Here is a 25,955-nt window from a genome sequence, read left to right on the forward strand (position 1 = left end):
TCGTTTTGTCCGCAACCTTTCATTTCGGCGCTTGGTAAAGCTCGGACGCAGCCTGCCTCAGCGCGCGCCGGCTCTCTGGCCTGAAATACATCATGTGGCCGCCTTCCAGCAGGTCGATGCGGATGGGCTTTGCACCAGCAAGCGAAGGAATCTGGCCGACAAGGTAGCGTGATACCAAATAGGGTGTCACCAGGTCGGTGTAGCCGTTGACGATCAAAACGCCGAGGCCGGGGTTCAATGCGCGCGCCTGCTGAAGATCGCCCATCACGCCGACATAGCCCTGACGCGTTGGGCTCGTCCCGTAATCCCAATTGCCGCTGACTTCGCGGTTGAGAAGCCGGTAGCTTAGATCGGTGCGGTATTTCAATTCGTCACGCACATAGCTGACAAAGGCGGACGTGAGCGCCGGCACGCTTCGGTCGAGCACCGGATCGGGGCCACCATATCTCGGGCTTTCCGGGGCAATGTCCGCCGTTTCGATCGTGCCGTCATAGGCGCTGAGGACTTTGCCCCTTGCGCGGGCAGCCTCCCTGGTGAAGAGCGCGGTGGGAATACGCGCAAAGTTTCGTTGGACGAGGTCGAGGGGCAGGCCGGTGATTTCGGCCACGCGCCGGCTCGCCAGGCGCCCACCCTGTTCGAGTCCGCTGGCAAGCGCGACGAGATAGTCGCCAAGCGCATAGCGTTCGACTTCGGCCAGATGCTCCCGCAGCGCGGAACCGGTGACGCCTTCGCTGTGCAGGCGCACCGCCGCCAGCGACGGGAGTTCGAGCGCCCAGTGGAGCGGCTGGAACTCGTCGGGGCGCACGAGCGTGAATTCGAGCGCCGGCGAGATGAGCACGATGCCGCTCGGACTGATGCCGATATCTTCCTGAAGCGTCTTGGCGAGCAGTGCCGCCCGGAACCCGCCATAGCTTTCCCCGGCAAGAAATACCGGCGAGGCTGTGCGGCCCGCCTGCGCCAGATAGAGCCGGATGAAGGCGCCCATCGACGCGGCATCCTGGTTGACGCCCCAGAAGCTGCGCGCTTCGGTGCCGGGCGCTTCACGGCTGTAGCCTGTTCCAACCGGATCGACAAAGACCAGGTCGGTCATGTCGAGCCAGGTGTTCGGGTTGTTCAAAAGCCGCTGTGGCGACGGCAGAAAACTTCCATCTGGCGCTGTCGCCATGACGCGTGGACCGAGCGCGCCAAGGTGCAGATATGCGGAAGCCGCTCCGGGACCACCGTTAAATACGAAAGTGATCGGGCGCTGGGGGTCAGGTTCCCGGTTCGCTTCGGGACGCAGCATGTAGGCGACGTGAAAAATTTCGGCGGTGACATCGCCCTTGCCGGATGGCAATGACAGCGTGCCTGCCTTTGCCTGATAGTTGAGCGCACGTCCCGCAATCACGATCGAATGATCGGAGACCTGCGGAGGCGGAAGCAGCGACAGAACTCCACCCGAAGACGGCGGCCGCTCGGCGACGTCCGCATGACCAGCGGGAACGCCGCCAACCAGCAGCAACACGGCAAGGGTGACTTCCAGCAGCTTGGTGCGCATGACGACTCCGGAGCGGAAACGATCGGAAACTACCACGCTGACGGCTCAGCCGAAATCACAGGACCGTGCATGCCCTCTCGTCCGCGCAATGATTGCCGTCGCGCCTCCGCCGCAACGGCCGGCTTCGTGTGGATGACGGTGAGTTTCCCTGACGTATCGTCGAGCGCAAGCGACACGACGGTCGAATCCAGTTCATTCATGACGAACACGAGACGCCCGCCCGGATGCAGCGCCACGTGACGCAGGCTCGATGATGCCCGCACTGCGTGTGCCCTAAGGGTTGGGGCCGTTCTCAGGCAGTTGCTGTTATATTAGGAGTTGCTTGACAAACACCTGAGGCTCTGGTTTCCTGACTTCCTGACATATTTAACAAAGTTCGTTGTGTGTTTTACGGACGGTGTTCGCATGTCAACTTTGGTTGTTGCGGACCCTCGGGGGGTCTATCTCGCCGGTCTGGAGTGGGTTCTGCGGGGGGCCGGACACAGCATTGTTGCAGACTGCCACCGCGCAATTGACGTTCTCCCCCATGTGGAGCGTCATCGGCCTGATATTGCGATCATAGGCCTGGACATTGCGGATCGGCAGATAGCCACTCTCTCTTTCCGGCTAAGGGCCAGCAACAGTGCTCTGGGCATCATTTTCATCCTGCAGCCAAAGGGCGAATTCGACGTCAATGAGATACGGGCACTCGACGCCGACGGCTTGTTGCTGGACGGCGTCAGCCACGGCTACCTTATCGAATGTGTAAGTGCGGTGGGAGGCGGTCGAAAATGGATCGATCATGATATCCTACAGCAGCTGGTGATGCCGAGCGCGCTACATCACTCTGCGCGCACGCTTACAGGACGTGAGGCCGAAGTCGCCAGCCTCGTCGCACGCGGGTTCCGCAACAAGAGCATTGCCAACCAGCTGCACGTATCCGAGGGCACGGTGAAAATGCACGTGCACCATGTCTTCGAAAAGCTCCACCTCGGCAGCAGGACTGAATTGGCCTGGGCGACGTTTGGCGAAGCCGCCGATCATCCGGGGACACGTCACAAAGGCGGGCTTTGATCATCACCTTCCGCCAAGCGTCGAGCCCGCCTGCGTCAACATGATACCGGCAGCAGGCCGGAAACCCACAGCATGACAATCGACCCGTCATACCAACCCGGTTTACCCGCAAGTGCCTGTCGCGGCTCGACCCTATCGAAGGATGTATATCGTTCGATCAGGTAGGGGTATTCACCATAACACTATCGAACCGCGAATGGACGCCTCTTCGCCATCGGCGGCACAATGAACAATTGAATGCCGCAATTCAGTACGCGACCGGGTGCACTCGAGTAGGTGCATTCCGGCGTCATCGGAAGTGCGGACGTTAAAAATAAACTCAACGAAGGGGGAAACGATCATGGCAATCACCTTCATTCTCAACGACGAGACCGTCAACGACCAGACCACCGGGCTACAAACCGGCGACAATATCGACGACGCCTTTACGGACACCGATGTTGCGTACTCCTCGCTGCCGGCTTCGTTCCGGACCTATCTCGAGACGACTCTCGGGTTGAGCTCCGCGTTCCCGACAAGCATCGGCGTCGCGACCAAGACGAACTCGGTTACTGTCAACGCCACCGCCGGCTCCCAGCTCGTCGGCACTACGTTCACCGACGGCAGCGGCGGCACCCTCGACGGCGACGATAGCGGGCTCAACACCGTCGACGGCAAGGATATCCTGCTTTTCGCTGGTGCAAACGACACCGTGATCGGGAGATATGACAGCGATGGCAACGGCAGTGCCGACGCGATCGCCTTCGTCATCTTCAAGCAGGACGTAATCAACGCCGGCGCGACCAGCGACCAGGTAACCTTCAACATCGTCACCTACGTTCCGATCTTCCATGGCGACAGCACCAACCCGGATGACGCGGTCGATCTCGGCAACACCCTCAAGCTCGCGGCGAGTGAGCAGCTCAACTTCGCCTTCGCCGGAGCGCCCTCCGGCAGCAACCTGTTCATGACCTTCGGCGATCCAAACTCCACCCAGATCGTGGTGATCGGGAAAGACCCATTGAATCAATCCGAGGGCGGAAACATCACGACCAAGGATGTGCTCAATATCAGCCAGGCCGGCAGCACCACCTCGTTCGGCGTCAACGGCAACGCGATCAACCCCGATGAGGGCGCGTTCATCACCTACGTCACGGGCACGAACACGAACTTCCTCGTGCCAAATCTGGACCAGAACGAGGCCGACGTCGAAGCCAACATCGACTTCCAGAACGTCGTCAATGCGACGGGGGCGTCCTTCACCGTCAACCAGACCAATCCGGGCGTCGGGCCCGTCACCGTCAAGATCTCGGCCTTCAGCACCGCCGCGGAACCGGGGACGGCTTTCGTCGACGGGCTCACCGACGACGCGCACGTCGCCATCACGTCGTTCTCGATCACCGACTTCGTCGTCAAGACAGGCAATACGCAATTTACTCCGGCCGCCTCGATCGACGCCGACGGCAACTTGATAATCACCGGCCTGAGCACCGGCGACAAGGTGACGTGGACGACCAGCGGAACCCATGACCGCGTTCTGATCGAAAACATCAGCAACGCCGACAGCATTGCGGGCAACGACAACAACACCTTCGACATCGGCGGCTTCGGCATCGTGACATCCAGCGGCGCCTCGACGTTCGTCGGCCAGCAGATCGTCATCGAGGACGACGCACCGACGGCGGCGATCGTCCAGGGCGCTGCGACGGTGGCGCATGACGAGACTGCGGGCAACCAGGCCGATGCCGACGACACCACTGCCGCAGGAGTCATCAGCCTTTTCGCGGGCGTCAGCAATGTCAGCACCGATCTGAGCCCGACCGGGTACGCACAGGACACGAGCCCGGTGGTGAGCTCAACCGGCAGCTCTACAGGTACAGACGGGGGCACGATTGCGTTCTCGCTGGATGTGTCCGCCGCAGGGGTGGATTCCGGCCTCGACACGACCGGCGGCACCAGCATCTTCCTGTTCAAGGAAGGCGATCTGGTGGTCGGCCGCATAGGCTCAGCCGCGGGGGCGGCAGCGTTCGCCGTCGCGATCAACGGCACGAGCGGGGTCGTGAGCGTGGCGCAGTACGCCTCACTGAAGCACCCGAGCACCACCAATCCCGATGATTCGGTGTCGATCACCGACAGCGCGTTGCTGGCAAGGGTCACGGTCATCGACGGCGATGGCGACACAGCGACGGCCTCGACCGGTATCGGCGATGCCGTGCAGTTCCAGGACGACGGACCGACAGCGGCGATCGTGCAGGGCGCCGCGACGGTGGCGCATGACGAGACCGCGGGCGTCGACGCCGATGCCGACGACACCACGGCGGCAGCGGTGGTGGCGCTGTTCGCCGGGGTCGCCAATAAAAGTGCCGACCTGAGCCCCACCGGTTACGCGCAGGACGCAACCCCAGTCGTGAGCTCGACGGGAAGCTCGTTCGGCGCGGACCAGGAGGGCGGGACGACGGCGTTTTCGCTGGCTGTGTCCGCCGCAGGGGTGGATTCCGGCCTCGACACGACCGCCGGCGCCAGCATCTTCCTGTTCAAGGAAGGCAACCTGGTGGTCGGCCGCATAGGCTCAGCCGCGGGAGCGGCGGCGTTCGCCGTCGCAATCGACAGCGCGACCGGGGTCGTGAGCGTGGCGCAGTACGCCTCGCTGAAGCACCCGGACGCCACCAATCCCGATGATTCGGTGTCGATCACCGACGGCGCGTTGCTGGCGGTGGCGACGGTCACCGACGGTGACAGCGACACAGCGACGGCCTCGACCGGCATCGGCGATGCCGTGCAGTTCCAGGACGACGGGCCGGCCATCGGACCCGTCGCCGATGGGCTGGTGGACTTCGCTGCTGGCAGCACCGTGACCAAGACGCTCAGCGGGGTGGTCGGGGCGGATGACCCGGCAACCTATAGCATTACGAGCTCGCCGGTGACCCTGACGATATTGGACGGCACATCCTCGCAGGTAACGCTGCTCAGGGACATTACGAACAGCAACACTGTCGCTACCTACTACAAGGATGTTGACGGCAGCGGCACACACACCGCCGGAGACATCGATTTCTTCAAGCTGACCCTATCCGGCGGCAACTATACCTTCGATGTCCTCCAGAATCCTCCGCCCGCGGAGGTGAATTTCGCCTTCGCCGGAGCACCCTCCGGCAGCAACCTGTTCATGACCTTCGGCGATCCAAACTCCACCCAGATCGTGGTGATCGGGGAAGACCCATTGAATCAATCCGAGGGCGGAAACATCACGACCAAGGATGTGCTCAATATCAGCCAGGCCGGCGGCACCACCTCGTTCGGCGTCAACGGCAACGCGATCAACCCCGATGAGGGCGCGTTCATCACCTACGTCACGGGCGCGAACACGAACTTCCTCGTGCCCAATCTGGACCAGAACGAGGCCGACGTCGAAGCCAACATCGCCTTCACGAACGTGTTCAACGCGACCACGGCGTCCTTCACCGTCAACCAGACCAATCCGGGCGTCGGACCCGTCACCGTCAAGATCACGGCCTTCACCACCGCTGCGGAGCCGGGGACGGCTTTCGTCGACGGGCTTACCAACGACACGCAGGTCGATATCTTATCCGCCTCGGTCGTCGACTTCGTCGTCAAGACAGGCAATACGCAATTTACTCCGGTCGTCACGGTTAACGCTGACGGCACCTTGACGGTCACCGGCCTGAGCACCGGCGACAAGGTGACGTGGACGACCAGCGGAACCCATGACCGCGTTCTGATCGAAAACATCAGCAACGCCGACAGCATTGCGGGCAACGACAACAACACCTTCGACATCGGCGGCTTCGGCCTTGCCCAGACGCAGCCAGCGCCCGACGAGAAGCTCGACTTCACCGTGCAGATCGCCGATGCAGACGGCGACACGGCGAGCGACAGCTTCTCCATTGGCATCGACGGGACCGGCATCTTCGACGACGGCCTCGTAGACGGCGTCGTCATAGCCTGACGCGATACCGGCCGGGTGCCAGCCTTAGCGCCCGGCCGGGCCCAATCCAAAGCATCGCAACGGGGGCAATCCGTGACGCAGCCAAGACCGCAGTTTCAGGAGGTGATGCATCTGGCGCGGCGCCAGGCGCCCGCCCTGCTCATTTTCAGCCTGCTTGCCAACCTGCTGATGCTCGCCAGCGCAGTTTACATGCTGCAGATCTACGACAGGGTCCTGTCGAGCGGGTCGATCGACACGCTGATGTGGCTCACCTTGGCGGTGATCGGCGCGATCGCCGTCTACGGCCTGCTGGAGCAAGCCCGCCGGATGATCCTCGGCCATATCAGCCAATGGCTCGACGACCAGCTGAGTGTCCCGGTGATCGAGCGAGCCATCGAGGCTCGCCTCGCGGGCGGCAGCAGCCTCGAGGCCGGCCTGAAGGATGTGGCGGACCTGCGCGGCTTCGTTGCCGGTGACGGTGTGCTGACCTTTCTCGATGCACCGTGGACGCCCGTCTTCCTGGCGTTCATATGGCTTCTGCACCCAGCATTGGGCATGGTCGGTATTGTCGGAGCGATCGTTTTGTTCTGCGGCGCGCTCGCCAATGATTTCCTCACCCGCCGTAAGAGCCAGGAGGCGGCAGCAGGGCTGCGCCATAACCAGGTCGCGGCCGGCCAATACATCGATGGCGCCGAGACGCTGCGCTCGCTCGGAATGTCGGAGCCGGCGCTGCAGCGCTGGGAAGAAAAGCAGCAGTCGTTCATGACCATCCAGGCGCAGATTCTCGGCCGCACGACCATGATCGGCAACCTGTCGCGCTCGCTCCGCATGGCCCTGCAGGTAGCCGTGCTGGGGCTTGGCGCCTACTTTGTCCTGCATGGCGAACTGACGGCTGGATCGATGATCGCAGCATCGATCCTGCTGAGCCGCGCGCTGGCGCCGATAGAACGCTCGATCGGAGCCTGGCGCAGCCTGGTTGCCGCTCGCACTGCGCGTCGCAACCTCATGCGCCTGTTTGCGGATACCGGGTCCAGGCAAAGCGGTGGCGTAACCTTGCCGCGCCCGCAAGGGCGGCTGAAGCTTGAGGACGTGTACTATTATGCGCCGGGTACACAGCAGGCGCTGATGAACAAAGTATCCTTCAACGTCGTGGCCGGCGAGACCTGTGGCGTGATCGGTCCGTCGGGCTCCGGCAAGACCACGCTCTGCCGCCTCATGGTGGGGACGCTGCGCCCGTCGCTCGGCCATGTAAGGCTGGACGAAGCGGAGGTCGCCAATTGGCCTTGTGACCAGTTGGGGATGCACATCGGCTATCTGCCGCAGCAGGTCGAGCTGTTTCCCGGGACGATAGCCGAGAACATTGCGCGCCTGCGTGATGTCGACAGTGCCGCGGTCATCGCCGCGGCGCAGGCGGCGGGTATCCACGAGATGATATTGCGGATGCCGAACGGTTATCAAACCGAGGTGGGGTCGCACGGGGCACGAATCTCGCGTGGCCAACGTCAGCGCATCGCGCTCGCCCGGGCCCTGTTCGGCAATCCCTCGCTTGTCGTGCTCGACGAACCGAACACCGGCCTCGACGGCGACGGTGAAATGGCACTGTTCGATGTGCTTCGGCATTTGAAGGAACGAGGCTGCACCGTCGTTCTCGTCAGCCACCAGACGAACCTTTTGCGCACGGCGGACCATGTTGTTCTCATACTCGATGGCGCCGTCAAGATGTTCGGCACGCGCGGCGAGGTGCTGGGCGCGCTGGCCGGTCAACGCATCGCGGTGCCGGCACAGGGCCCGGACAAGATTGCCGCCAATGCGCCGGCAACGCGAAAGGCAGCGGAGTGAGCCATGAGCGATCAATTTGGCGACCTGTCAAGGATGCTGAACATGCTGGTGGCCAACGTGCTGGACGTGCTGGACATGCTGGTGGGCGCCGCGCTGGCGGCAGCCGCCACAGCGCTGCTTCTGCTCGTACTCGTCTTGCTTGTCCGACGGCGATCGCGCGCGTCTCGCGCGAGCAGCCGCGACCTGAAACGCCGGACACGGCCAGCGCGCATGCTCGGCTACTTTTCCGCCATGTTCTTTGTCGGCGGTACCGTGGCCTGGGCAAATATGGCCCTCCTGGCAAGCGCCGTCGTGGCCCCCGGCATTGTCAGCCCCGAAAGTTACCGGAAGACCGTTCAGCATCTGGAAGGCGGTATCATCAGGACAATCCACGTCCGGGAAGGCCACAAGGTCACCGCCGGCCAGGTTCTGATAAGCATGAAGGCGACCGACGCACAGGGCCGCTACGACGAGTTGCATGAGCGCTACATTCGCTTGCTGGCGATCGAAGCACGCCTGGGTGCGGAGCTTGCCGGAGAAGATCAGATCATTTTTCCCAGGGAACTGACATCGGCTGACAACGAGGCCGCGCACAAAGTGGCCGCCGAAGAGCAGGGACTGCTGCGCAGCCGCCTTGCAACCCGCGAGGGCCGCGAGCAGATCCTCCAAAAGCGCATCCGGCAGATAGAGGAGCAAATCCAAGGGTCCAGGGAAGTGATCGCAGCCCAAGCCGAGCAACTGGGGCTGATCGACCGCGAGATCGCTTCGGCGCAGGAGATGTACAAACAGGGACTGGAGCGCCTCCCGCGGATCCTGGCGCTGCAGCGCGCCCAGGCCGACATCCGGGCAAACCAGGCATCGAACCGGTCGCAGGTTGCGCGCAACGAACAGCAGATTGGCGAGACCGAGCTGCAGCTTCTCAATCTGCGGCAGCAGGATGGTGAGGCGGCAAACGAGGATCTTGGCAAGGTGCGCGGCGAGCTGGCCGAACTGCGCAGCCAGATGCCCTCGCGTCAGGATGTGCTGGCCAGGACCGCGATCCTCGCGCCGATTGCAGGAACGGTGATGAACGTGCGTGTCACCACCGAATCCGGTGTGATTTCCAGCGGCCAGCCCCTTCTCGATATCGTTCCGGACGAGCCTAACTTAGTCATCGATTCGCGGATCAAGCCGACTGACATCGACATGTTGCATCCTGATATGCCGGCACGCGTGGTGCTGTCTGCCTACCCCAGCCGGCATCTTCCGCAAATCCATGGCTTGCTCACATCGGTATCGGCCGACCGGCTCACCGACGAGAGGACCGGAGAACCCTATTTCCTCGCCAAGGTGAAAGTCGATGCCGCCGAGTTGGGAAAGCTCCATGAGGTTCGACTGTCGCCCGGCATGCCCGCGGAAGTCATGATACTGACCGGCGAGCATACGCTGCTCGACTATGTGCTCGCGCCGATTCGCGATTCGCTCAATCGCGGATTCAGGGAGAATTAGGCCCGCGCAGATCAGCGACCTGTCGCGGCGAAGCTGGAACAGCGCGACACCAGAAACAAACCTCTGGCTCATCCTGCGTCGCCGGCATGCTCCTAAGCAAGTGGTCAAGGCACGATATTCAAGCACCCGGTCAACGCACGATCTTGACGCACATCGGCGTGCCGATGTCGATGGATCGTCCGGTGTCGGTCAGCCGGCCCGTCGCGGCGTCGCGCGCGAAAATCGAGATGCGGTCGGCATTCTGGTTGACCGAGAAGAGGTGGCCGCCGGAGGGCGTCAGTGCCAGGTTGCGCGGCGTGGCGCCGCCACACGGGGTGTAGTCGACGAGCGCGAGCGTACCTGTCTGCTGGTCTACCGAAAACACCGCGACACTGTCATGGCCGCGGTTGGAACCGTAAAGGAAGCGGCCGTCGGGGGAGATCTGGATGTCGGCGCAGTGATTGCCGTCGCGCGCTTCGGCCGGCACGGCCGGCTTCGTGTCGATGACGGCGAGCCTGGCCGACGCATTGTCGAGCGCAAGCGACACGACCGTCGATCCAGTTCGTTCATGAGGAACACGAAACGGCCGCCCGGATGCAGCGCCACATGGCGCGGGCCGGCGCCCGGCGCAAGGGTGGATTCGGCCAGTCTGGTTAGGCTGCCATCGGGCCCGATGCGGTACGAGACAAGCCGGTCTATGCCGAGATCGGCGACGATCGCCACGCCGCCGGCAATCGTCTCGGTGACGCTGTGAGCATGAGGTCGTTCCTGACGAGCCGCTTCGGGACCCGTGCCGGCATGGGCGACGCTCGACAGCGGCGCGGTCAGGCCGCCATCCTCGCGCAGCCCATAGACGACGACCGAGCGATCTGGACCGCCTTCGCCCATGCCGTAATTGGCCACCAGCAGCTTCGTTCCGTCGCGCGTGATCGTATTGTGCGCCGTGATGCTGCCGAGGCTCGGCTGCTTGTTGATGTAGGAAAGCACGGCGGTTTGCCTGTCGAACCCGTAGGCCGAGACCACGCCTTCGCGCCAGGCGAACACCTCGGAGTTGGCATAGATGTGGGAGCCGTCCGGCGTCACCGACAGGAAGGTCGGATTGTCGACGTCACCCGTCTCAGCCAGTTTCCTCGTCTCCAGCGTCTCTTCGTCGAAACTGTAGACGCCCAGCCCGACGCCGCGCGCGCCCTGAAAATAAGGCGCCTCGCGGTTGAGGCTGCCGACGAAGACCAGACAGGCGTTCTGCGTCAAATCCTCCCTTGTTTCGCCGGCACTGGCCGATGCGGATCCGAACAAAATTTCACCGGTTCACGCTTGCAAGATAACCCCATATGTGAAAATACTATTCACAAAAGAAGATTGGTGGAAGGGATCGATCATGCAGTTCGCCGGTCAGCAGTGCGCCCGGACGAATGATCCGTGCTTCCCCAGGATGTTGCCATGACAGGTTTCGCGCCGACCGTGGGCGTAGCTTCGACGCACCCCGCCAACATGCCGAAGGATCACGCCGATCTTCCCGTCTGGAACGCGGAGAACTGGTGCTACGAGGACTGGCCGGTCGGCCAGAAAATCCGCTCGCTGCGCAGGACCATGGCCGAGGGCGACAGCCACCTTTTCAACGCGCTGGTGCTCGATATCCATCCTTACGTGCAGGACCAGATGTTCGCCGAAACGGAAGGCATCTTCGGCAAGCGGCTGGTCGCCGGCGCCTTCGTGTTCTCGGCCGGGCTCGGCCTCGTCGCCACCAATTGCGTCAACGCCTTTTCCTACGGCTACGACAAATTGCGATTCATCAAGCCGGTGTTCATCGGCGACACGATCTATTCGATCCGCTCCAACCTCGACAAGAAACCCAAATACAAGGAGATGGGGCTGATCCGCGCCAGCTATGAAGTCTTCAAGGGTGAAGGAGAGCTCGTGCTTTATTGCGAGCACCTGCAGACGGTGAAATATCGCAATCCAGCCGATTTCGCCGCCGAGACGGAGAAATAGGCGATGGCCGCCACTGCCGAACTGCCGCTGACCGGGCTTGTCGTCGTCGACATGAGCCAGTTCCTGTCCGGGCCTTACTGCTCGCTGCGGCTGCTCGACCTCGGCGCCCGCGTCATCAAGATCGAGCGGCCGGATGGCGGCGACCTGTCGCGCCGGCTCTATCTCAGCGACACCGAGATCGGCGGCGATTCCACCATCTTCCATGCCATCAACCGCGCCAAGGAAAGTCTCGCGATCGACCTCAAGGAGGAAGCCGACCTTGCGGCGCTGCGCGGCCTGCTGGCCAAGGCCGACGTGCTGATCCAGAACTTCCGGCCCGGCGTCATAGAGCGACTGGGCCTCGACTACGAGGCGGTGCGCAAGATCAACCCGCGTCTGGTCTATGCCTCGATCAGCGGCTATGGCGAGGAAGGTCCCTGGGTCAAGCGACCCGGGCAGGATCTGCTGGCGCAAGCCCGTTCCGGCGTGATGTGGCTGAACGGCGACGAGGACCAGGGGCCGGTGCCCTTCGGCCTGGCGGTCGCCGACATGCTGGCGGGCTCCGCCGCCGCGCAAGGCATCCTTGCCGCGCTGGTGCGGCGCGGCGTGACCGGCACCGGAAGCCATGTCGAGACCAGCCTGCTGGAAGCGCTGGTCGACTTCCAGTTCGAGGTGCTGACCACCCATCTCAACGACGGCCGTCGCCTGCCGCGGCGGTCGAGCTTCCGCAGCGCTCATGCCTATCTGTCGGCGCCCTACGGCGTCTATCCGGCCAAGGACGGCCATCTGGCGATCGCCATGACGCCGATCCCGAAGCTCGCCGACCTCCTGGAGCTCGAACAGCTTGCGCCCTATCGCGACCAGCCGTCGACATGGTTCAGCGCCCGCGACGAGATCAAGGCGATCATCGCCCACCGCATCGCGACGAAGACGGTCGACGAATGGCTTGCCATCCTCGAGCCTGCCGACATCTGGTGCGCCAAGGTGCTGACCTGGCCGGAAATGATGGCAAGCGAGGGCTTCCAGGTCCTCGACATGCTGCAGACGGTGACGCGCGAGGATGACGTCTCGATCCTCACCACGCGCTCGCCGCTCCGGGTCGATGGCGTCCGCGCCAAGGTCGAGCGGGCCGCGCCGCGAATCGGCGAGCACAGCGCAAAGATCCGCAAGGAATTCGGCCTGTGAGCGACGTGATGCTCAAAGGCATGACCTGGAGCCATCCGCGCGGCTACGACCCGATGGTCGCCTGTTCGGCGCTGTGGAAGAAGCGCACCGGCGTCACCATCGAATGGGACAAGCGCTCGCTGCAGGATTTCGAATCCTTCCCGGTCGAGGCACTGGCCCGCGTCTATGATTTGATCGTCATCGATCATCCACATGTCGGCCAGATCACCGCCGAGAACTGCCTGACGCCGCTCGATGTCGCGGGCCGGGAAGCGGAACGCGCGGCGCTGGCTGCGGGCAGCGTCGGCCGGTCCTATCCGAGCTACAACTGGCAAGGGCGGCAGTGGGCGTTTCCGATCGACACTGCGAGTCAGGTGCAGGCGTGGCGGCCGGACATGCTTTCCGCCGCGCCGGCGAACTGGTCCGACGTGCTCGACCTGGCGCGGCACGGCCGCGTGCTGCTGCCGCTCAGGCCGCCGCATTCGCTGATGGTGTTCTACACGCTTGCCGGCAATCTCGGCCGGCCCGCCGTCGAGGAGCCTGGCGACCATGTAGACCCTGACATGGGCAGCCGCGTTTTCGAGATGATGCGCGAGATCGCGGCTCTCGTCGATCCGGCCTGCCTCGGCATGGACCCGATCGACGTGCTGGAAGAAATGGCCAGGTCCGGCTCGCGGATCGCCTGCGCGCCGCTGATCTATGGCTATGTCTCCTATGCCATTGCCGGATTCCGGACCAACCCGCTTGCCTTCACGGATATTCCGGTCGCCGGCAATGCCGGTCCGGTCGGCTCGGCGCTCGGCGGAACCGGCATTGCCGTTTCGGCCTTTTCGAAGGCCAGGCAGGCGGCCATCGACTTTGCCTATTGGATCGCCGGCGGCGAGGTGCAGCGCGGCCCCTATGCCTCGGCCGGCGGCCAGCCCGGCCACGCCGCAGCCTGGGGCGATGCCGCCGTCAACGCGGCCGCCGGCAATTTCTACAAGGACACGCGTGCCACGCTCGAAGGCGCCTGGGTCAGGCCACGGCACGATGGCTACATGGCCTTCCAACAGGCCGCGTCCGATCGCATCGATCTCGGCCTGGCCGAAAAGCACGATGCCGGTCGCGTCGTTGCCGATCTCAATCGCCTGTTTCTGGAGAGTCTCCCAACGCGGGTGGCCGGCGCTGCCGACGGAGGAGCGGCGTCAGAAATTCCATAGCCGCTTGGCATTGGCGGACAGCAGCCATGTCCGCTCGTCGGCACTTACGCCTTCAAGCAGTGCGTGCGTGGCCGCCACCCAGGTCGCCAGCCCGCCGCCAAGCGTGCAGACGGGCCAGTCGCTGCCCCAGACGACGCGGTCCCAGCCGAAACAGCCGATCGTGTGTTCGACATAGGGGCGCAGGGTCTCGACGGTCCAGGATCCGGCATCCGCATAGGCGACCACGCCGGAAATCTTGGCCATGACGTTCGGGCGCCGCGCGATCTCCGCCATATGCTCGCGCCAGGGATGCTCACCGCCGCCCTTGATGTCAGGCACGCCGCAATGGTCGAGCACGAACTGCACATCCGGTGCGAGATCGGCGAGTGCGATCGCCTTGGGGATCTGATGCGGCAGAACGACGAGATCGAAGGTCAGCCCGGTACCGGCAAGCCGCTTGATGTTCTCGCGAAACAGCGCGCCTTCCGAAAGCTCGTCCGGCATGACGTGAAGCACACGGCGAAAGCCTTTTACGAAAGGATCGGTGCGCTGCGCCTCCAGGTAGGCGGCAAAGCCCGGCACTTCCGGACGGCAAGAGGCGATTGCCCCGCGCAGCAAACTGTCCTTCTGGTGCGACAGCGCCTCCACATGGCCGGTTTCAGCCTCGATGTCGGCCGGATCGACATCGACCTCCATGTGAAACGCGCCCACTATGCCGACGCGGCGCGCCTGGACTGCATAGTCGTCGTGGGAAAAATCGCGGTTGAGCGCCGGGACGCCGGAGAGCCAGGGATAGCGCAGCGCCGAAAGGTCGATCAGGTGCAGATGGGTATCGAAAATCATGACGGCGTGCTCCTCCTCCGACGTTTCGAAAATCATCTCACGGAGAAATTTTTCATTCAAATAAGAATTTATTCCGACTGCCTGACCGCCGACCCCGCCAATTGCGAGAGTTTTTCGGCCGCCGCCTGCAGCAACTCGATCGTCCTGGTGATATCGGGCGCCCTGGGTGCGTTGACCAGGGTTATATAAGGGATCGACAGCGCGGCGATCGCCTTGCCGTCCGACCCCAGCACCGGGGTCGACAGGTTGAACACCCCGGCGGTTTGCATGGACGCCATCATCTCGTAGCCGCGTTCACGAATCTGGTCGAGGCGGGCAAAGAACTCCGGTGATTGAGGCGGCTTGTCGGTGCTGCGCAGATGCTCGGAGATCATCATCTGCCGCTCTTCCGGCGAGCGGAAAGCCAGCAGCACATGTCCCGAGCCGGTGTCGAACAGGCTGATATGCGAGCCGACGCGTATAGAGATGCCCCAATAGTCGGGAGCCTCCTGCTGCGCGATCACGACGGCGGAACCGCGGTCGAAGACGACAAGCTGGTTCGCCTGCTGCGAGGTTTCGGCAAGTTCACGCATCAGCGGCGTCGCGTAGGAAACCAGCCGCCGCACCGGCGCGTGCAGTTGCGCCAGGCCAAACAGCTTGAGCGTCAGCGAATAACGGTCGCCGTCGGGCCGCGTGACATAGCCGCGCCGCACCAGCCGGTCCAGCATGCGGTAGAATTCGTTGGGGCTGCGGTCGAGCTTCTTGGCGATTTCCGCCTGCGTCAGGCCGCCATCGACGCCGGCCAGAAGCTCTAGGATGTCGAGCCCCTTGTCCAGCGCCGGGGCACGATAACGGTCATCGTCCTCGTCTTCCGCCATAGTCACTCCCCAGTGAATTTCTGCTTTCATATACGCACAATGATCCGCATCGGAAAGAACTTTCAGCTTGACGGATGCATAAATGTTTTGTTTGTATATGAATGAAGCGCTGCAAATCGGGGCGATACGTATCGCCGACACAGGCCTTTGGGAGGAATCGAATGACCAGACTGTTTTACGGCCTGTCGGCCGGCGTGGCCCTGCTTGCACTTGGTGCGGGCGCTGCTTTTGCTGCCGAACTGCCAGGCAAGTTCGACGGCGTCACCATCGACGCCAAGCTGATCGGGGGCCAGCAATATGAAGGGCTCTATGCGCGCATCGGCGAATGGGAAAAGCTGACCGGCGCCAAGGTCAACGTGATCTCGAAGAAGAACCACTTCGAGCTCGACAAGGAAATCAAGTCGGATATCGCCTCCGGCAGCATCAACTGGTGCGTCGGCTCGAACCACTCGTCCTTCGCGCCGCAATATCCCGATATCTACACCGATCTCGGCGCGCTGCTGCCCAAGGAAGAAATCGGCGCTTTCGTGCCGTCGACGATCAAGGCCTCGACGCTCGACGAAAAGCTGGTGATGCTGCCGCGCGCGCAGTTCGACGTCTCGGCGCTCTACTACCAGAAGAGCCTCTATCAAGACGAGGCCAAGAAGGCCGCCTACAAGGCCAAGTACGGCACGGAGCTGGTGCCGCCCGACACCTGGGACGAGGTTGCCCAGCAGGCGGAATTCTTCGCCAGCCCGCCGGATTTCTACGGCACCCAGTTCGCCGGCAAGGAAGAGGCGATCAACGGCCGCTTCTACGAGATGCTCATTGCCGACGGCGGCGAATACCTCGACAAGGACGGCAAGCCCGCCTTCAACTCGGAGGCCGGCGTGCACGCGCTCGACTGGTTCGTCAATCTCTACAAGGCCAAGGCGGTGCCGGCCGGCACCACCAACTATCTTTGGGACGATCTCGGCCAGGGCTTTGCCTCGGGCACGGTCGCCATCAACCTCGACTGGCCGGGCTGGGCAGGGTTCTTCAACGATCCGAAATCGTCGAAGGTCGCCGGCAATGTCGGGGTGAAGGTGGCGCCGAAGGGTTCGGCCGGTATTCGCACCGGCTGGTCGGGACATCATGGGTTTTCGGTCACCGAAAACTGCGCCAGCAAGGAGGCTGCCGCGTCCCTGGTCTGGTTCCTGACCAATGAGGACAGCCAGAAGCTTGAAGCCGCAGGCGGACCGCTGCCGACCCGCACGGCGGTCTGGGACTGGGACATCCAGCAGGCGGCCGGCGATCCTTACAAGGCGGAAGTGCTTGCGGCTTTCCAGGAAGAGGCAAAGCACGCTTTCGCCGTGCCGCAGACGCCCGAATGGATCGAAATCTCCAACGCCGTCTATCCCGAATTGCAGGCCGCCATCCTCGGCGACAAGACCTCCAAGCAGGCACTGGACGACGCTGCCGCCAAGGCCACCCAGATCCTCGAGGACGCCGGCAAGCTTTGACATCCTCCCAGCGGGGCCGCCGCGCCTATCGAAGAGCGGCGTCCCCGGACCGTTTCCAGATTGACCATGCGCAATACGCCTTGTCTTGATCACCGTTCGCCGATCGCGGCCTTCGGCATCCGGGCGCCAACCAGAACCGGATCGATATGAAAGGCTGGAGACCCTCGCCGCCATTGCTGCTTCTGCTGCCGGCGGTCATCGTGCTGGCGGCGGTGGTGGTCTTGCCGCTGCTGCTTTCACTCTATTCCAGCTTGACGCCGTTCCGGTTGACCAAGCCGGAGACGCTCTGGGTCTTCATCGGCGCGCGCAACTACGTCAACCTACTGACCAACGGGGATTTCTGGATCGCCTTCGCCCGCACCGTGGTGTTGCTGACGGTGGCGCTCAATCTGGAAATGCTGATCGGACTCGGGCTGGCGCTGCTGGTGGAGAAAGCGTCGCGCGGACAGCGGGTCCTGCGCACCATCATGATGTTCCCGATGATGTTTTCGCCGATCCTCGTCGGCTTCCAGTTCAAGTTCATGTTCAACGACAATATCGGCCTGGTGAACAACGCCTTGCAGGCGCTCGGCCTGACCGACCGCGCCATCCCGTGGCTGATCGACGGCAGTCTCGCCTTCATCGCCATCCTCACCGCCGAAATCTGGTCATCGACCTCGGTGTTCGCGATCCTGATCCTGGCCGGGCTGCTGGCGATGCCGCGCGAGCCGGTCGAGGCGGCCCGCGTCGACGGCTGCACGCCGTGGCAGACATTCCGCTATGTCACCTGGCCGTTCATCATGCCGTTCGCCTTCATCGCCATGACCATCCGCTCGCTCGACGTAGCGCGCGCCTATGACATCGTAAAGATCATGACCGACGGCGGTCCCGCCGGCCGCACCGAGCTTGTCTGGACGCTTGTCGCGCGCACCGCCTACAGCGACGCCAGGATGGGCCTGGCCAACGCCATGGCCTATTTCTCGATCCTGCTGTCCATCCTGTTCACCGTCTATTTCTATCGCAAGCTCGCCGCGGCGCGCACGCAGATCGCGGCGGAGTGGTGAGGATGGACCAGAACAGCCTGCATCGCGCCCGCAACAAGGCGCTCGGCATCGCTCACGGCGTCGGATTGTTCCTGGCCATGCTGGTGATCTGCCTGCCCGGCATCTGGATCGTGCTTTCGTCGCTGCGGCCGACCGTCGAGATCATGGCCAAGCCGCCGGTGTGGATCCCGCGGGAGCTTTCGCTCGACGCCTACGTCGCCATGTTCAGCGGCATCGGCAAGGGCGGCATTCCGGTGCTCGACTATTTCCGCAATTCGCTGATCATCTCGGTGACCTCGACCGTGATCGCCATCGTCATCGGCATGGCCGGCGGCTATGCCTTTGCCCGCTATCGCTTCCGCGCCAAGTCGGCGATGTTCCTCGGCCTGATGCTGACGCGCACGGTGCCCGGCATCGCGCTGTCGCTGCCGCTGTTCTTCGTCTTTGCGCGGCTCGGCGTCATCGACACGCATTTCGGGCTGATCCTCGTCTATGTCGCGCTCAACGTGCCCTTCACCATCTGGCTGATCGACGGCTTTTTCCGCCAGGTACCGAAGGACCTCGCCGAGGCGGCGCAGATCGACGGCTGCACGCGCTGGCAGGCTTTCTGGCAGGTCGAGTTTCCGCTTGCCGGGCCAGGCATCGCGTCGGCCGGCATCTTTGCCTTCCTCACCTCGTGGAACGAGTTCGCGCTGGCCTCGCAGCTGACGCGTTCGATCAACTCCAAGACGCTGCCGGTGGGCCTGCTCGACTACACCGCCGAATTCACCATCGACTGGCGCGGCATGTGCGCGCTGGCCGTGGTCATGATCATACCGGCGCTCACGCTTACCTTCATCGTCCAGAAACACCTCGTCGGCGGCCTTACCTCCGGCGCGGTGAAAGGCTGACATGGCAACCGTATCCCTGAAGAAACTCACCAAAAGCTATGGCCCCGTCGCGGTCGTGCACGGCATCGACCTCGAGGTCGCCGACCGCGAGTTCATCGCGCTGGTCGGTCCGTCCGGCTGCGGCAAGTCGACGACCTTGCGCATGATCGCCGGCCTCGAGGACATCAGCGACGGCCTCATCGAGATCGGCGGCCGCAAGGTCAACGACCTGCCGCCGCGCTCGCGCAACATCTCGATGGTGTTCCAGTCCTATGCGCTCTACCCGCATATGACGGTGCGCGAGAACCTCGGCTTCTCGTTGAAGATCGCCGGGGCCGCGAAAGAGGAAATGGACCGCCGCGTCGCCGAGGCATCGGGCATTCTCGGCCTCGACCAGTTGCTCGACCGCCGGCCGTCGCAGCTGTCGGGCGGACAGCGCCAGCGCGTCGCCATGGGCCGCGCCATCGTGCGCGATCCCGACGTCTTCCTGTTCGACGAGCCGCTTTCCAATCTCGACGCGAAGCTTCGGACGCAAATGCGCACAGAGATCAAGAAGCTGCACGCCAAGGTCCAGTCGACGGTGATCTACGTCACCCATGACCAGGTCGAGGCGATGACGCTCGCCGACCGCATCGTCATCATGCGCGACGGCTTCATCGAGCAGGTCGGCACGCCTGACGAAGTCTTCCGCCGGCCGCAGACGCGCTTCGTGGCGGGCTTCATCGGCTCGCCGCCGATGAACCTGCATGAGGCGGCCGTCGATGACGGACAACTGCTGTTCCAAAGCGGCGAGAGATTGCCTTTGCCCAGCCAGTTCAAGGCGAATGTCACGACCGGCGACAAGGTGGTGTTCGGCCTCAGGCCCGACGATATCTATCCGACGGGACACGGCATCAGCTCCGGCGACGACGCCGATGTGCACCAGCGGGAGTTCCCGGTGACGGTGACCGAACCGCTCGGCAACGAGACGCTGGTGTTCGCCGAATTCAACGGCAGCGACTGGGTATCGCGCATGCTCAATCCAAAGCCGCTGAGAGCGGGCGACCGGGTTAAAATGAGCCTGGACCTGTCGCAGGCCCATCTGTTTTCTGCTGAAACCGGCAAGACATTGCGAGGTTAGCGTCATGGCGAGGATTGAAAAAGTCGAACTGCGCATGGTCGACCTGGTGCCGAAGGTCAAGCGCACCGATGCGATCCAGAGTTTCGTGTCGCAGGAAACGCCGATCGTCACCATCACCGACGCCGACGGCGCGGTCGGCACCGGCTACAGCTACACGATCGGCACCGGCGGCTCCTCGGTGATGCGGCTGTTGGCCGACCATCTTGCACCGCGGCTGATCGGCCGCGACGCCGACATGATCGAGGCGATCTGGCACGAGCTCGAATTCGCCACCCACGCCACGACGATCGGCGCGATCACGGCGATCGCGCTGGCGGCCATCGATACCGCGCTGTGGGATCTGCGGGCGAAGAAGCAGGGCCTGCCGCTATGGAAGCTGGCCGGCGGCGCCAAGGACCGCTGCCCGCTCTACACGACCGAAGGCGGCTGGCTGCATATCGAGACCGAGGCGCTGGTCGAGGACGCGCTGGCCGCCAAGGCCAAGGGTTTTCGCGGCTCGAAGGTCAAGATCGGCAAGCCGCACGGCTCCGAGGATTTCGCTCGCCTGGCTGCGGTGCGCCAGGCGGTCGGCTCGTCCTATGAAATCATGACCGACTGCAACCAGGGCTTCTCCGTCGACGAGGCGATCCGCCGCGCGGAACGGCTGCGCGAGCTCGACCTCGCCTGGATCGAGGAGCCGTTGCCGGCCGACGACATCGACGGCCACGTGCGCCTGTCGAATGCGACGTCGACGCCGATCGCTATCGGCGAGTCGCTCTACTCGATCCGCCATTTCCGCGAATACATGCAAAAGGGCGGCTGCTCGATCGTGCAGGTCGATGTCGGCCGCATCGGCGGCATCACGCCATGGCTGAAGGTCGCGCATGCGGCCGAGGCGTTCGACATACCGGTCTGCCCGCATTTCCTGATGGAACTGCATATCAGCCTGACCTGCGCGGTTCAGAACGGCAGATATGTCGAGTATATTCCCCAACTCGACGATCTGACCGGCAAGAAGATGCGCATCGAGGACGGGCACGCCATGGCGCCGGACGAGCCCGGCATCGGCATCGACTGGGATTGGGATGCGGTCAAGGCGAAGAGCATCGCGGAGTTCACCACAGAGATAACGAAATAGGGAGGCGGACATGCAGCGGATGGGAATGGTGCTCGGCCTCAAGCCGGAAAAGGTGGCCGAGTATGTGCGGCTTCATGCTGCCGTCTGGCCTGATGTGCTTGCCATGATCTCCGCCTGCAACATCAAGAACTATTCGATCTATCTCAAGGAGCCGGAGCACCTTTTGTTCAGCACCTTCGAGTACCACGGCACCGACTATGCCGCCGACATGGCCAAGATGGCCGCCGATCCCAAGACGCAGGAATGGTGGGCGCTCTGCATGCCTTGCCAGGAGCCGTTGCCGACCCGCAAGGAGGGCGAGTGGTGGGCGTCGATGGACGAAGTCTTCCATCATGACTGATCGCGTTTTCGATCCCGCCTCGCTCTCTCAAGCCTGGGCGCAACCGTCGAAACCCAAGCCGATCGTGATCTTCGGCGCAGGCTCCATCGTCGGCGATGCGCATATCCCGGCCTATCGGAAGGCCGGCTTTCCGGTCGCCGGGCTTTTCGATCCCGACCATGCCAAGGCGGAAAAACTCGCGGCAAAATGGGGCGTCACCGCTTACCGGTCGGTCGAGGAAGCCGCTTCGATCAAGGAGGCCGTCTTCGATCTGGCGACGCCGCCGGCTCATCATGCCGGCGTGCTCAAGGCGTTGCCCGACAATGCGGTGGCGCTGATCCAGAAGCCGATGGGCAGCGACCTTGCCGAGGCGAGCGAGATCCTCGAAATCTGTCGCTCTAAGAACCTGAAGGCAGCGGTGAATTTCCAGCTTCGCTTCGCGCCGATGATGCTGGCTCTGAAAGATGCGATCGCCAAGGGATGGCTGGGCGAGGTGGTCGATTTCGACGCATGGCTGGCGCTGGCGACACCCTGGCAGCTCTGGGAATTTCTGCTGAAGGCGCCGCGCGTCGAGATCGCCATGCATTCGATCCATTATCTCGACCTGATCCGGCAATTGCTCGGCGATCCGCATGGCGTTCATGCCAAGACGCTCGGCCATCCCAACCACAAGGTCGCGCAAACGCGCACCAGTGCCATCCTCGACTATGGCGATACCGTACGCTGCGCGCTGTCGATCAACCACGACCACAAATTTGGCCGCAGGCACCAGGCCTGCGAATTCCGCATCTGCGGCACCGAGGGCGCCGCCTATCTCAAACTGGGGCTCAATCTCGACTATCCGCGCGGCGAGCCTGATATTCTTGAAATCCATCCAAAGGGCGGGTCCGACTGGGTTACGGTGCCACTCGTCGGCGAATGGTTCCCGGACGCTTTTGTCGGCCGCATGGCCAATGTCCAGCGCCATGCATCGGGCGAAGACGCAGAACTTGTCAGTTCCGTCGAGGAGGCATGGAACACCATGGCGCTTGTCGAGGCCGCCTACCAATCGAGCGCGGCGCCGGCAACACCGATCGCGGCGAGGCCCTGACATGGAGCAGACGATCTATTTCGAGGACTACCAGATCGGCTCGTCGCGCACGACCGGCGGGCGCACCATCACCGAGACCGACTTCGTCGTCCATGCCGGCCACACCGGCGACTTCTTTCCCCACCACATGGACGCCGAGTTCATGAAGACGACACCGTTCGGCCAGCGCATCGCTCATGGCACGCTGGTGTTCTCGGTCGGCGTGGGGCTGACGGCGAGCATCATCAACCCGGTCGCCTTCTCCTATGGCTACGACAGGCTGCGCTTCATCAAGCCGGTGTTCATCGGCGATACGATCAAGACCCGCACCACCATCTCGGCCAAGGAAGATGACCCGAAGCGGCCCGATTGCGGCCGCGTCATCGAGCGCTGCGAGGTGATCAACCAGCATGGCGATGTGGTGCTGGCGGCCGACCACATCTACATCGTCGAGCGCCGCGACAAGCCGGGCGGCGCTTCGAACTCAGGTTGACAAAGAGCGCCAACAAAAAACCCGCCTCGGCGGCAGGTCGCCAGCGTTGATGCCAGGGGGACCTCATATGCGATCGCCCTGCCCTTGCGGGGGAGATCGGCAGCTTCGCCGCACGGCGCCGACTTCGAGAATTGGTCACACCCGGTTGACCGGATATACCGGCTTGCCGCCGCGCAGGACCGATGCGACATCGGCAAACACCTTGTTGCGAACCTCGGCGTAAGACTGGGTCGAGTAGTGCGCAGCGTGTGGACTGACCAGGACGGCATCCAGCGCCAGCAGCGGATTGTCGGGCGAAGGCGGCTCATGTTCGAATGTGTCGATGCCGGCGCCCGCCAGATGGCGGCGCCGGATCAAATCCGCCAATGCGACCTCGTCGACCAGGCCGCCACGGGAGACGTTGATGAGGATTGCCCCTTGCTTCATGCGCGACAGGGCTTCTGCCGATATGATGTTCCTGGTCTCCGGTGTCGCGGGAACATGCAGCGAGACGATGTCGGCCCTGGCAAGCAGCTCGTCGAAACCGACCGGTTCAGCACCGCCGGCCGTAATGCGCTCTGCCGGCATATGCGGGTCGTAGGCAATGACATGATAGCCGAAGACCCGCGCCCGCTCGGCAGTCAGGCGTCCGATCTGGCCGAAGCCGATCAGGCCGAGAATCTGCCTGTCCGGCCGCGTGATGCCGGCGCCGTCACCCATTGCAGCCCAGCGGCCGGCGCGTACTGCGCTGTCGAACTGCTTCAGCCTGCGCGTCAGGGCCAGGATCAGGGCCATTGCATGCGTGCTGACTTCTATCAGATTGGCGTCCGGCACGTACGTCACCTGAACACCGGCACGGGTGGCGGCTTCGACGTCGATCGAGTCCAGGCCTACGCCGAACCGTCCGATTACCCTAAGGTTCTTCAGTTCCGCCAGGACGCGAGCCGTGATCGGCTCCCGCAGGATCATCAGCGCATCGGCGTCCCGGCACTGTTCGATCAGGGCGTCCTCCGTGAGGAGCGTCTTTTCGACAAACTCGGCGTTCAGGCCGTCGAGATAGCGCAGCTGCTCTGCCTCGACTGACAACACGCCGTCGGTCTTGATTATCTTCATGCCAATCTCTTGCAATCAGGCGGTGCGCGCGGCGGCGGCGCCGGCGGCAAGGCCGGCGCCGAGGAACATCGTGTCGCTGGCCAGCATGTAGAAGCTGATGCCGTGCTTCGACCATTTGCCGACATCGTCCGCCGAGGGGCGAAAGATGCCAACGGCCTTGCCGGCCGCGCGCGCCGCGGTCGCGATCCTGACGATCGCGGCATTGAGCTTGTCCTGGCCGGCCGGCCCCATGGCGTCGATCGAGACCGACAGGTCGCCGGGGCCAATGAAGATCACGTCGACGCCGTTAACCCTCACAATGTCGTCTATGTTGGCGAGGCCCTCGGCCGTCTCGACCTGAATCGCGACTGCCAGGGTCTCGTTGGCCGACTTGAGGTAATCCGGAATCCTGTAGCCATAGCCGGCGGCGCGGCCTGGACCGACACCGCGAGCGCCGGCAGGCGGGTAACGGCTGGCCGTAACCGCCATGCGCGCCTGCTCGGCCGTCGAGATGCGCGGCACCAGGACGCCGGACGCGCCGGCGTCGAGCGCGGCCGCGATCCACTCCGGCGTGTGGCCCGGCACGCGCACCATCGCGGGAACCTTGTGGACGTCGGCTGCTCGGATCAGGTCCTCGATCCGTTCGCGGCCAATCTGCGAATGCTCCCAGTCGATGCACAGGAAATCGACCCCGCTTGCGGCCGCCACTTCGACTGCCACCGGATGCGGGATGGCGCAGAAAGTGCCGATGAGGCGATCGTGAGAGACACATTTTTTTCGAAAGTCGTACATGAAATCTCCAGAGATTTTTCGGCGTAGGCGAAAACTGTTCGCTCTACGCTGCGATGGGCTGGGGCAAGGGATGCACGGCTTCCGTCGACATCGGGAAATGCCGGCTGCCGCCTGAAAAGGGCGGGAAGGTCTGGTAGTCGGCGCGCATCTCCAGCCGCGCCGGCGATTGCAGTGCGTGCGTGAGCGCCGCGGGACTGTCGAACATGACCCGGTTGCGCTGCATATGGTCGACCCGCGGCCATGGCAGCGAGCCGCACCAATCCAGCCGCGACAGGACCTCGATGTGGCGAATGCCGGGGAAACCCCGCATCAATTGTGGATGATGCGTCACGTAGTGGTGGAGCCAGGCGTTCATGTCTTCGGCCGGCCCGGGGTAATGGACAAGGTAACTGCAGGGAAGCCCGCCGGCAGGCGTCCTGACGTCGGCGTCATCGACGGGAAACGGACGCACGCACATTGCCTGCTGCGTCGGCCTCGACCCGGAAATGCTCGACAGCACGCCCGGTGCGGCAAGCGCCAGCAGATGGCCGGAGGGCGCGAGCGCCGCCTCCATGTCCGCCAACTCGTCGAAATAAATCTGGAGGCCAAAGACCGGCGGTGGGCCATCCTTGTTGAACATATCCGTCGCCACTTCAGGCAGATAGATGTTTGCAAGCGCAAGGCCCGGCGTCGTCGCGATCACGCGCCGCACCGCGTCGACGTCTTCACGGGCGATGGCCAGGTTTTCCTGGCGGTCGTCGTGGAAGAAAGCGAGATAGGCAAAGCGCATCTGGACACCTGCTCGTTCGG

22 protein-coding genes and 1 pseudogene are annotated in these 25,955 nt (G+C 63.4%); 15 read left to right on the forward strand and 8 right to left on the reverse strand.

Annotated features, from left to right (window positions below; genetic code table 11):
* Positions 1-19: 19 nt before the first annotated feature.
* Positions 20-1,537, reverse strand: a complete 1,518-nt coding sequence (locus AC0NID_RS33640; protein ID WP_473454857.1) for a S10 family peptidase — start codon at positions 1,535-1,537, stop codon at positions 20-22.
* Positions 1,538-1,566: 29 nt separating this feature from the next.
* Complete coding sequence (locus AC0NID_RS33645) at positions 1,567-1,800, reverse strand: beta-propeller fold lactonase family protein (RefSeq protein WP_473454858.1); 234 nt, start codon at positions 1,798-1,800, stop codon at positions 1,567-1,569.
* A 142-nt stretch (positions 1,801-1,942) separates the two neighbouring features.
* On the opposite strand from AC0NID_RS33645, the gene AC0NID_RS33650 reads away from it, so the two are divergent.
* The 4 genes from AC0NID_RS33650 to AC0NID_RS33665 all read left to right on the forward strand — a co-directional run bounded on the left by AC0NID_RS33650 (position 1,943) and on the right by AC0NID_RS33665 (position 9,821).
* Complete coding sequence (locus tag AC0NID_RS33650; RefSeq protein ID WP_473454859.1) at positions 1,943-2,590, forward strand: response regulator transcription factor; 648 nt, start codon at positions 1,943-1,945, stop codon at positions 2,588-2,590.
* A 340-nt stretch (positions 2,591-2,930) separates the two neighbouring features.
* Entirely contained in the window at positions 2,931-6,536 is a 3,606-nt protein-coding gene (locus AC0NID_RS33655; protein WP_473454860.1) for a DUF5801 repeats-in-toxin domain-containing protein, read from the forward strand.
* Positions 6,537-6,608: 72 nt separating this feature from the next.
* Positions 6,609-8,354: a type I secretion system permease/ATPase gene (locus tag AC0NID_RS33660; RefSeq protein WP_473454861.1), complete on the forward strand. Its 1,746-nt coding sequence runs from the start codon at positions 6,609-6,611 to the stop codon at positions 8,352-8,354.
* Between the two features lie 42 nt (positions 8,355-8,396).
* A complete protein-coding gene (locus AC0NID_RS33665; RefSeq protein ID WP_473454862.1) occupies positions 8,397-9,821 on the forward strand; it encodes an HlyD family type I secretion periplasmic adaptor subunit in 1,425 nt (474 codons plus the stop codon).
* Between the two features lie 130 nt (positions 9,822-9,951).
* Here the strand turns inward: AC0NID_RS33665 and AC0NID_RS33670 are convergent.
* Positions 9,952-11,096, reverse strand: a pseudogene (locus tag AC0NID_RS33670) (lactonase family protein).
* Positions 11,097-11,240: 144 nt separating this feature from the next.
* Between AC0NID_RS33670 and AC0NID_RS33675 the strand changes: the two are divergent.
* Genes AC0NID_RS33675 through AC0NID_RS33685 form a run of 3 tightly spaced genes read left to right on the forward strand, consistent with a single transcriptional unit; the run spans position 11,241 to position 14,134 of the window.
* Positions 11,241-11,792 carry a MaoC family dehydratase gene (locus tag AC0NID_RS33675; RefSeq protein WP_473454863.1) on the forward strand — a complete coding sequence of 184 codons (552 nt, stop codon included), beginning with the start codon at positions 11,241-11,243 and terminating at the stop codon, positions 11,790-11,792.
* Positions 11,793-11,795: 3 nt separating this feature from the next.
* Entirely contained in the window at positions 11,796-12,956 is a 1,161-nt protein-coding gene (locus AC0NID_RS33680) for a CaiB/BaiF CoA transferase family protein (RefSeq protein ID WP_473454864.1), read from the forward strand.
* A 20-nt stretch (positions 12,957-12,976) separates the two neighbouring features.
* On the forward strand, positions 12,977-14,134 hold the full coding sequence (locus AC0NID_RS33685; RefSeq protein WP_473455064.1) for an extracellular solute-binding protein: 1,158 nt from the start codon (positions 12,977-12,979) through the stop codon (positions 14,132-14,134).
* Here AC0NID_RS33685 and AC0NID_RS33690 read toward each other — a convergent pair.
* The gene (locus AC0NID_RS33690) at positions 14,120-14,956 is read right to left on the reverse strand and encodes an amidohydrolase family protein (RefSeq protein WP_473454865.1); all 837 of its coding nucleotides are present in this window, start codon (positions 14,954-14,956) and stop codon (positions 14,120-14,122) included. The genes AC0NID_RS33685 and AC0NID_RS33690 overlap by 15 nt on opposite strands.
* A gap of 68 nt (positions 14,957-15,024) precedes the next feature.
* Positions 15,025-15,813 carry an IclR family transcriptional regulator gene (locus tag AC0NID_RS33695; protein ID WP_473454866.1) on the reverse strand — a complete coding sequence of 263 codons (789 nt, stop codon included), beginning with the start codon at positions 15,811-15,813 and terminating at the stop codon, positions 15,025-15,027.
* 161 nt (positions 15,814-15,974) lie between these two features.
* Here AC0NID_RS33695 and AC0NID_RS33700 point away from each other — a divergent pair, with 161 nt between their 5' ends.
* The 8 genes from AC0NID_RS33700 to AC0NID_RS33735 all read left to right on the forward strand — a co-directional run bounded on the left by AC0NID_RS33700 (position 15,975) and on the right by AC0NID_RS33735 (position 23,303).
* Positions 15,975-17,294, forward strand: a complete 1,320-nt coding sequence (locus AC0NID_RS33700) for a type 2 periplasmic-binding domain-containing protein (protein WP_473454867.1) — start codon at positions 15,975-15,977, stop codon at positions 17,292-17,294.
* 146 nt (positions 17,295-17,440) lie between these two features.
* Positions 17,441-18,337: a carbohydrate ABC transporter permease gene (locus AC0NID_RS33705; RefSeq protein WP_473454868.1), complete on the forward strand. Its 897-nt coding sequence runs from the start codon at positions 17,441-17,443 to the stop codon at positions 18,335-18,337.
* A 2-nt stretch (positions 18,338-18,339) separates the two neighbouring features.
* Positions 18,340-19,206, forward strand: coding sequence for a carbohydrate ABC transporter permease (locus AC0NID_RS33710; protein WP_473454869.1), 867 nt, complete (start codon positions 18,340-18,342; stop codon positions 19,204-19,206).
* A 1-nt stretch (position 19,207) separates the two neighbouring features.
* Complete coding sequence (locus AC0NID_RS33715) at positions 19,208-20,305, forward strand: ABC transporter ATP-binding protein (RefSeq protein WP_473454870.1); 1,098 nt, start codon at positions 19,208-19,210, stop codon at positions 20,303-20,305.
* 4 nt (positions 20,306-20,309) lie between these two features.
* A complete protein-coding gene (locus AC0NID_RS33720) occupies positions 20,310-21,422 on the forward strand; it encodes a mandelate racemase/muconate lactonizing enzyme family protein (protein ID WP_473454871.1) in 1,113 nt (370 codons plus the stop codon).
* Positions 21,423-21,432: 10 nt separating this feature from the next.
* Complete coding sequence (locus AC0NID_RS33725; protein ID WP_145713039.1) at positions 21,433-21,762, forward strand: L-rhamnose mutarotase; 330 nt, start codon at positions 21,433-21,435, stop codon at positions 21,760-21,762.
* Positions 21,755-22,831, forward strand: coding sequence for a Gfo/Idh/MocA family protein (locus AC0NID_RS33730; protein ID WP_473454872.1), 1,077 nt, complete (start codon positions 21,755-21,757; stop codon positions 22,829-22,831). The genes AC0NID_RS33725 and AC0NID_RS33730 overlap by 8 nt, the downstream gene beginning before the upstream one ends.
* Before the next feature lies 1 nt (position 22,832).
* Positions 22,833-23,303, forward strand: a complete 471-nt coding sequence (locus AC0NID_RS33735) for a MaoC/PaaZ C-terminal domain-containing protein (protein WP_473454873.1) — start codon at positions 22,833-22,835, stop codon at positions 23,301-23,303.
* Between the two features lie 135 nt (positions 23,304-23,438).
* Here AC0NID_RS33735 and AC0NID_RS33740 read toward each other — a convergent pair whose 3' ends face one another.
* Genes AC0NID_RS33740 through AC0NID_RS33750 form a run of 3 tightly spaced genes read right to left on the reverse strand, consistent with a single transcriptional unit; the run spans position 23,439 to position 25,935 of the window.
* Positions 23,439-24,395, reverse strand: coding sequence for a C-terminal binding protein (locus AC0NID_RS33740; protein ID WP_473454874.1), 957 nt, complete (start codon positions 24,393-24,395; stop codon positions 23,439-23,441).
* 15 nt (positions 24,396-24,410) lie between these two features.
* Positions 24,411-25,166: an HpcH/HpaI aldolase family protein gene (locus AC0NID_RS33745; RefSeq protein WP_473454875.1), complete on the reverse strand. Its 756-nt coding sequence runs from the start codon at positions 25,164-25,166 to the stop codon at positions 24,411-24,413.
* Between the two features lie 43 nt (positions 25,167-25,209).
* A complete protein-coding gene (locus tag AC0NID_RS33750) occupies positions 25,210-25,935 on the reverse strand; it encodes a hypothetical protein (protein ID WP_473454876.1) in 726 nt (241 codons plus the stop codon).
* Positions 25,936-25,955: the final 20 nt, after the last annotated feature.

The organism is Mesorhizobium sp. WSM4821 (assembly GCF_055901555.1).

Coding starts and splice junctions, on each gene's coding strand:
- AC0NID_RS33655 (WP_473454860.1), top strand. CDS start 2,931: ATGGCAATCACCTTCATTCTCAACGACGAGACCGTCAACGACCAGACC.
- AC0NID_RS33705 (WP_473454868.1), top strand. CDS start 17,441: ATGAAAGGCTGGAGACCCTCGCCGCCATTGCTGCTTCTGCTGCCGGCG.
- AC0NID_RS33735 (WP_473454873.1), top strand. CDS start 22,833: ATGGAGCAGACGATCTATTTCGAGGACTACCAGATCGGCTCGTCGCGC.
- AC0NID_RS33680 (WP_473454864.1), top strand. CDS start 11,796: ATGGCCGCCACTGCCGAACTGCCGCTGACCGGGCTTGTCGTCGTCGAC.
- AC0NID_RS33745 (WP_473454875.1), bottom strand. CDS start 25,166: ATGTACGACTTTCGAAAAAAATGTGTCTCTCACGATCGCCTCATCGGC.
- AC0NID_RS33685 (WP_473455064.1), top strand. CDS start 12,977: ATGACCTGGAGCCATCCGCGCGGCTACGACCCGATGGTCGCCTGTTCG.
- AC0NID_RS33725 (WP_145713039.1), top strand. CDS start 21,433: ATGCAGCGGATGGGAATGGTGCTCGGCCTCAAGCCGGAAAAGGTGGCC.
- AC0NID_RS33740 (WP_473454874.1), bottom strand. CDS start 24,395: ATGAAGATAATCAAGACCGACGGCGTGTTGTCAGTCGAGGCAGAGCAG.
- AC0NID_RS33640 (WP_473454857.1), bottom strand. CDS start 1,537: ATGCGCACCAAGCTGCTGGAAGTCACCCTTGCCGTGTTGCTGCTGGTT.
- AC0NID_RS33720 (WP_473454871.1), top strand. CDS start 20,310: ATGGCGAGGATTGAAAAAGTCGAACTGCGCATGGTCGACCTGGTGCCG.
- AC0NID_RS33695 (WP_473454866.1), bottom strand. CDS start 15,813: ATGGCGGAAGACGAGGACGATGACCGTTATCGTGCCCCGGCGCTGGAC.
- AC0NID_RS33715 (WP_473454870.1), top strand. CDS start 19,208: ATGGCAACCGTATCCCTGAAGAAACTCACCAAAAGCTATGGCCCCGTC.
- AC0NID_RS33690 (WP_473454865.1), bottom strand. CDS start 14,956: ATGATTTTCGATACCCATCTGCACCTGATCGACCTTTCGGCGCTGCGC.
- AC0NID_RS33710 (WP_473454869.1), top strand. CDS start 18,340: ATGGACCAGAACAGCCTGCATCGCGCCCGCAACAAGGCGCTCGGCATC.
- AC0NID_RS33665 (WP_473454862.1), top strand. CDS start 8,397: ATGCTGGTGGCCAACGTGCTGGACGTGCTGGACATGCTGGTGGGCGCC.
- AC0NID_RS33700 (WP_473454867.1), top strand. CDS start 15,975: ATGACCAGACTGTTTTACGGCCTGTCGGCCGGCGTGGCCCTGCTTGCA.
- AC0NID_RS33675 (WP_473454863.1), top strand. CDS start 11,241: ATGACAGGTTTCGCGCCGACCGTGGGCGTAGCTTCGACGCACCCCGCC.
- AC0NID_RS33650 (WP_473454859.1), top strand. CDS start 1,943: ATGTCAACTTTGGTTGTTGCGGACCCTCGGGGGGTCTATCTCGCCGGT.
- AC0NID_RS33730 (WP_473454872.1), top strand. CDS start 21,755: ATGACTGATCGCGTTTTCGATCCCGCCTCGCTCTCTCAAGCCTGGGCG.
- AC0NID_RS33750 (WP_473454876.1), bottom strand. CDS start 25,935: ATGCGCTTTGCCTATCTCGCTTTCTTCCACGACGACCGCCAGGAAAAC.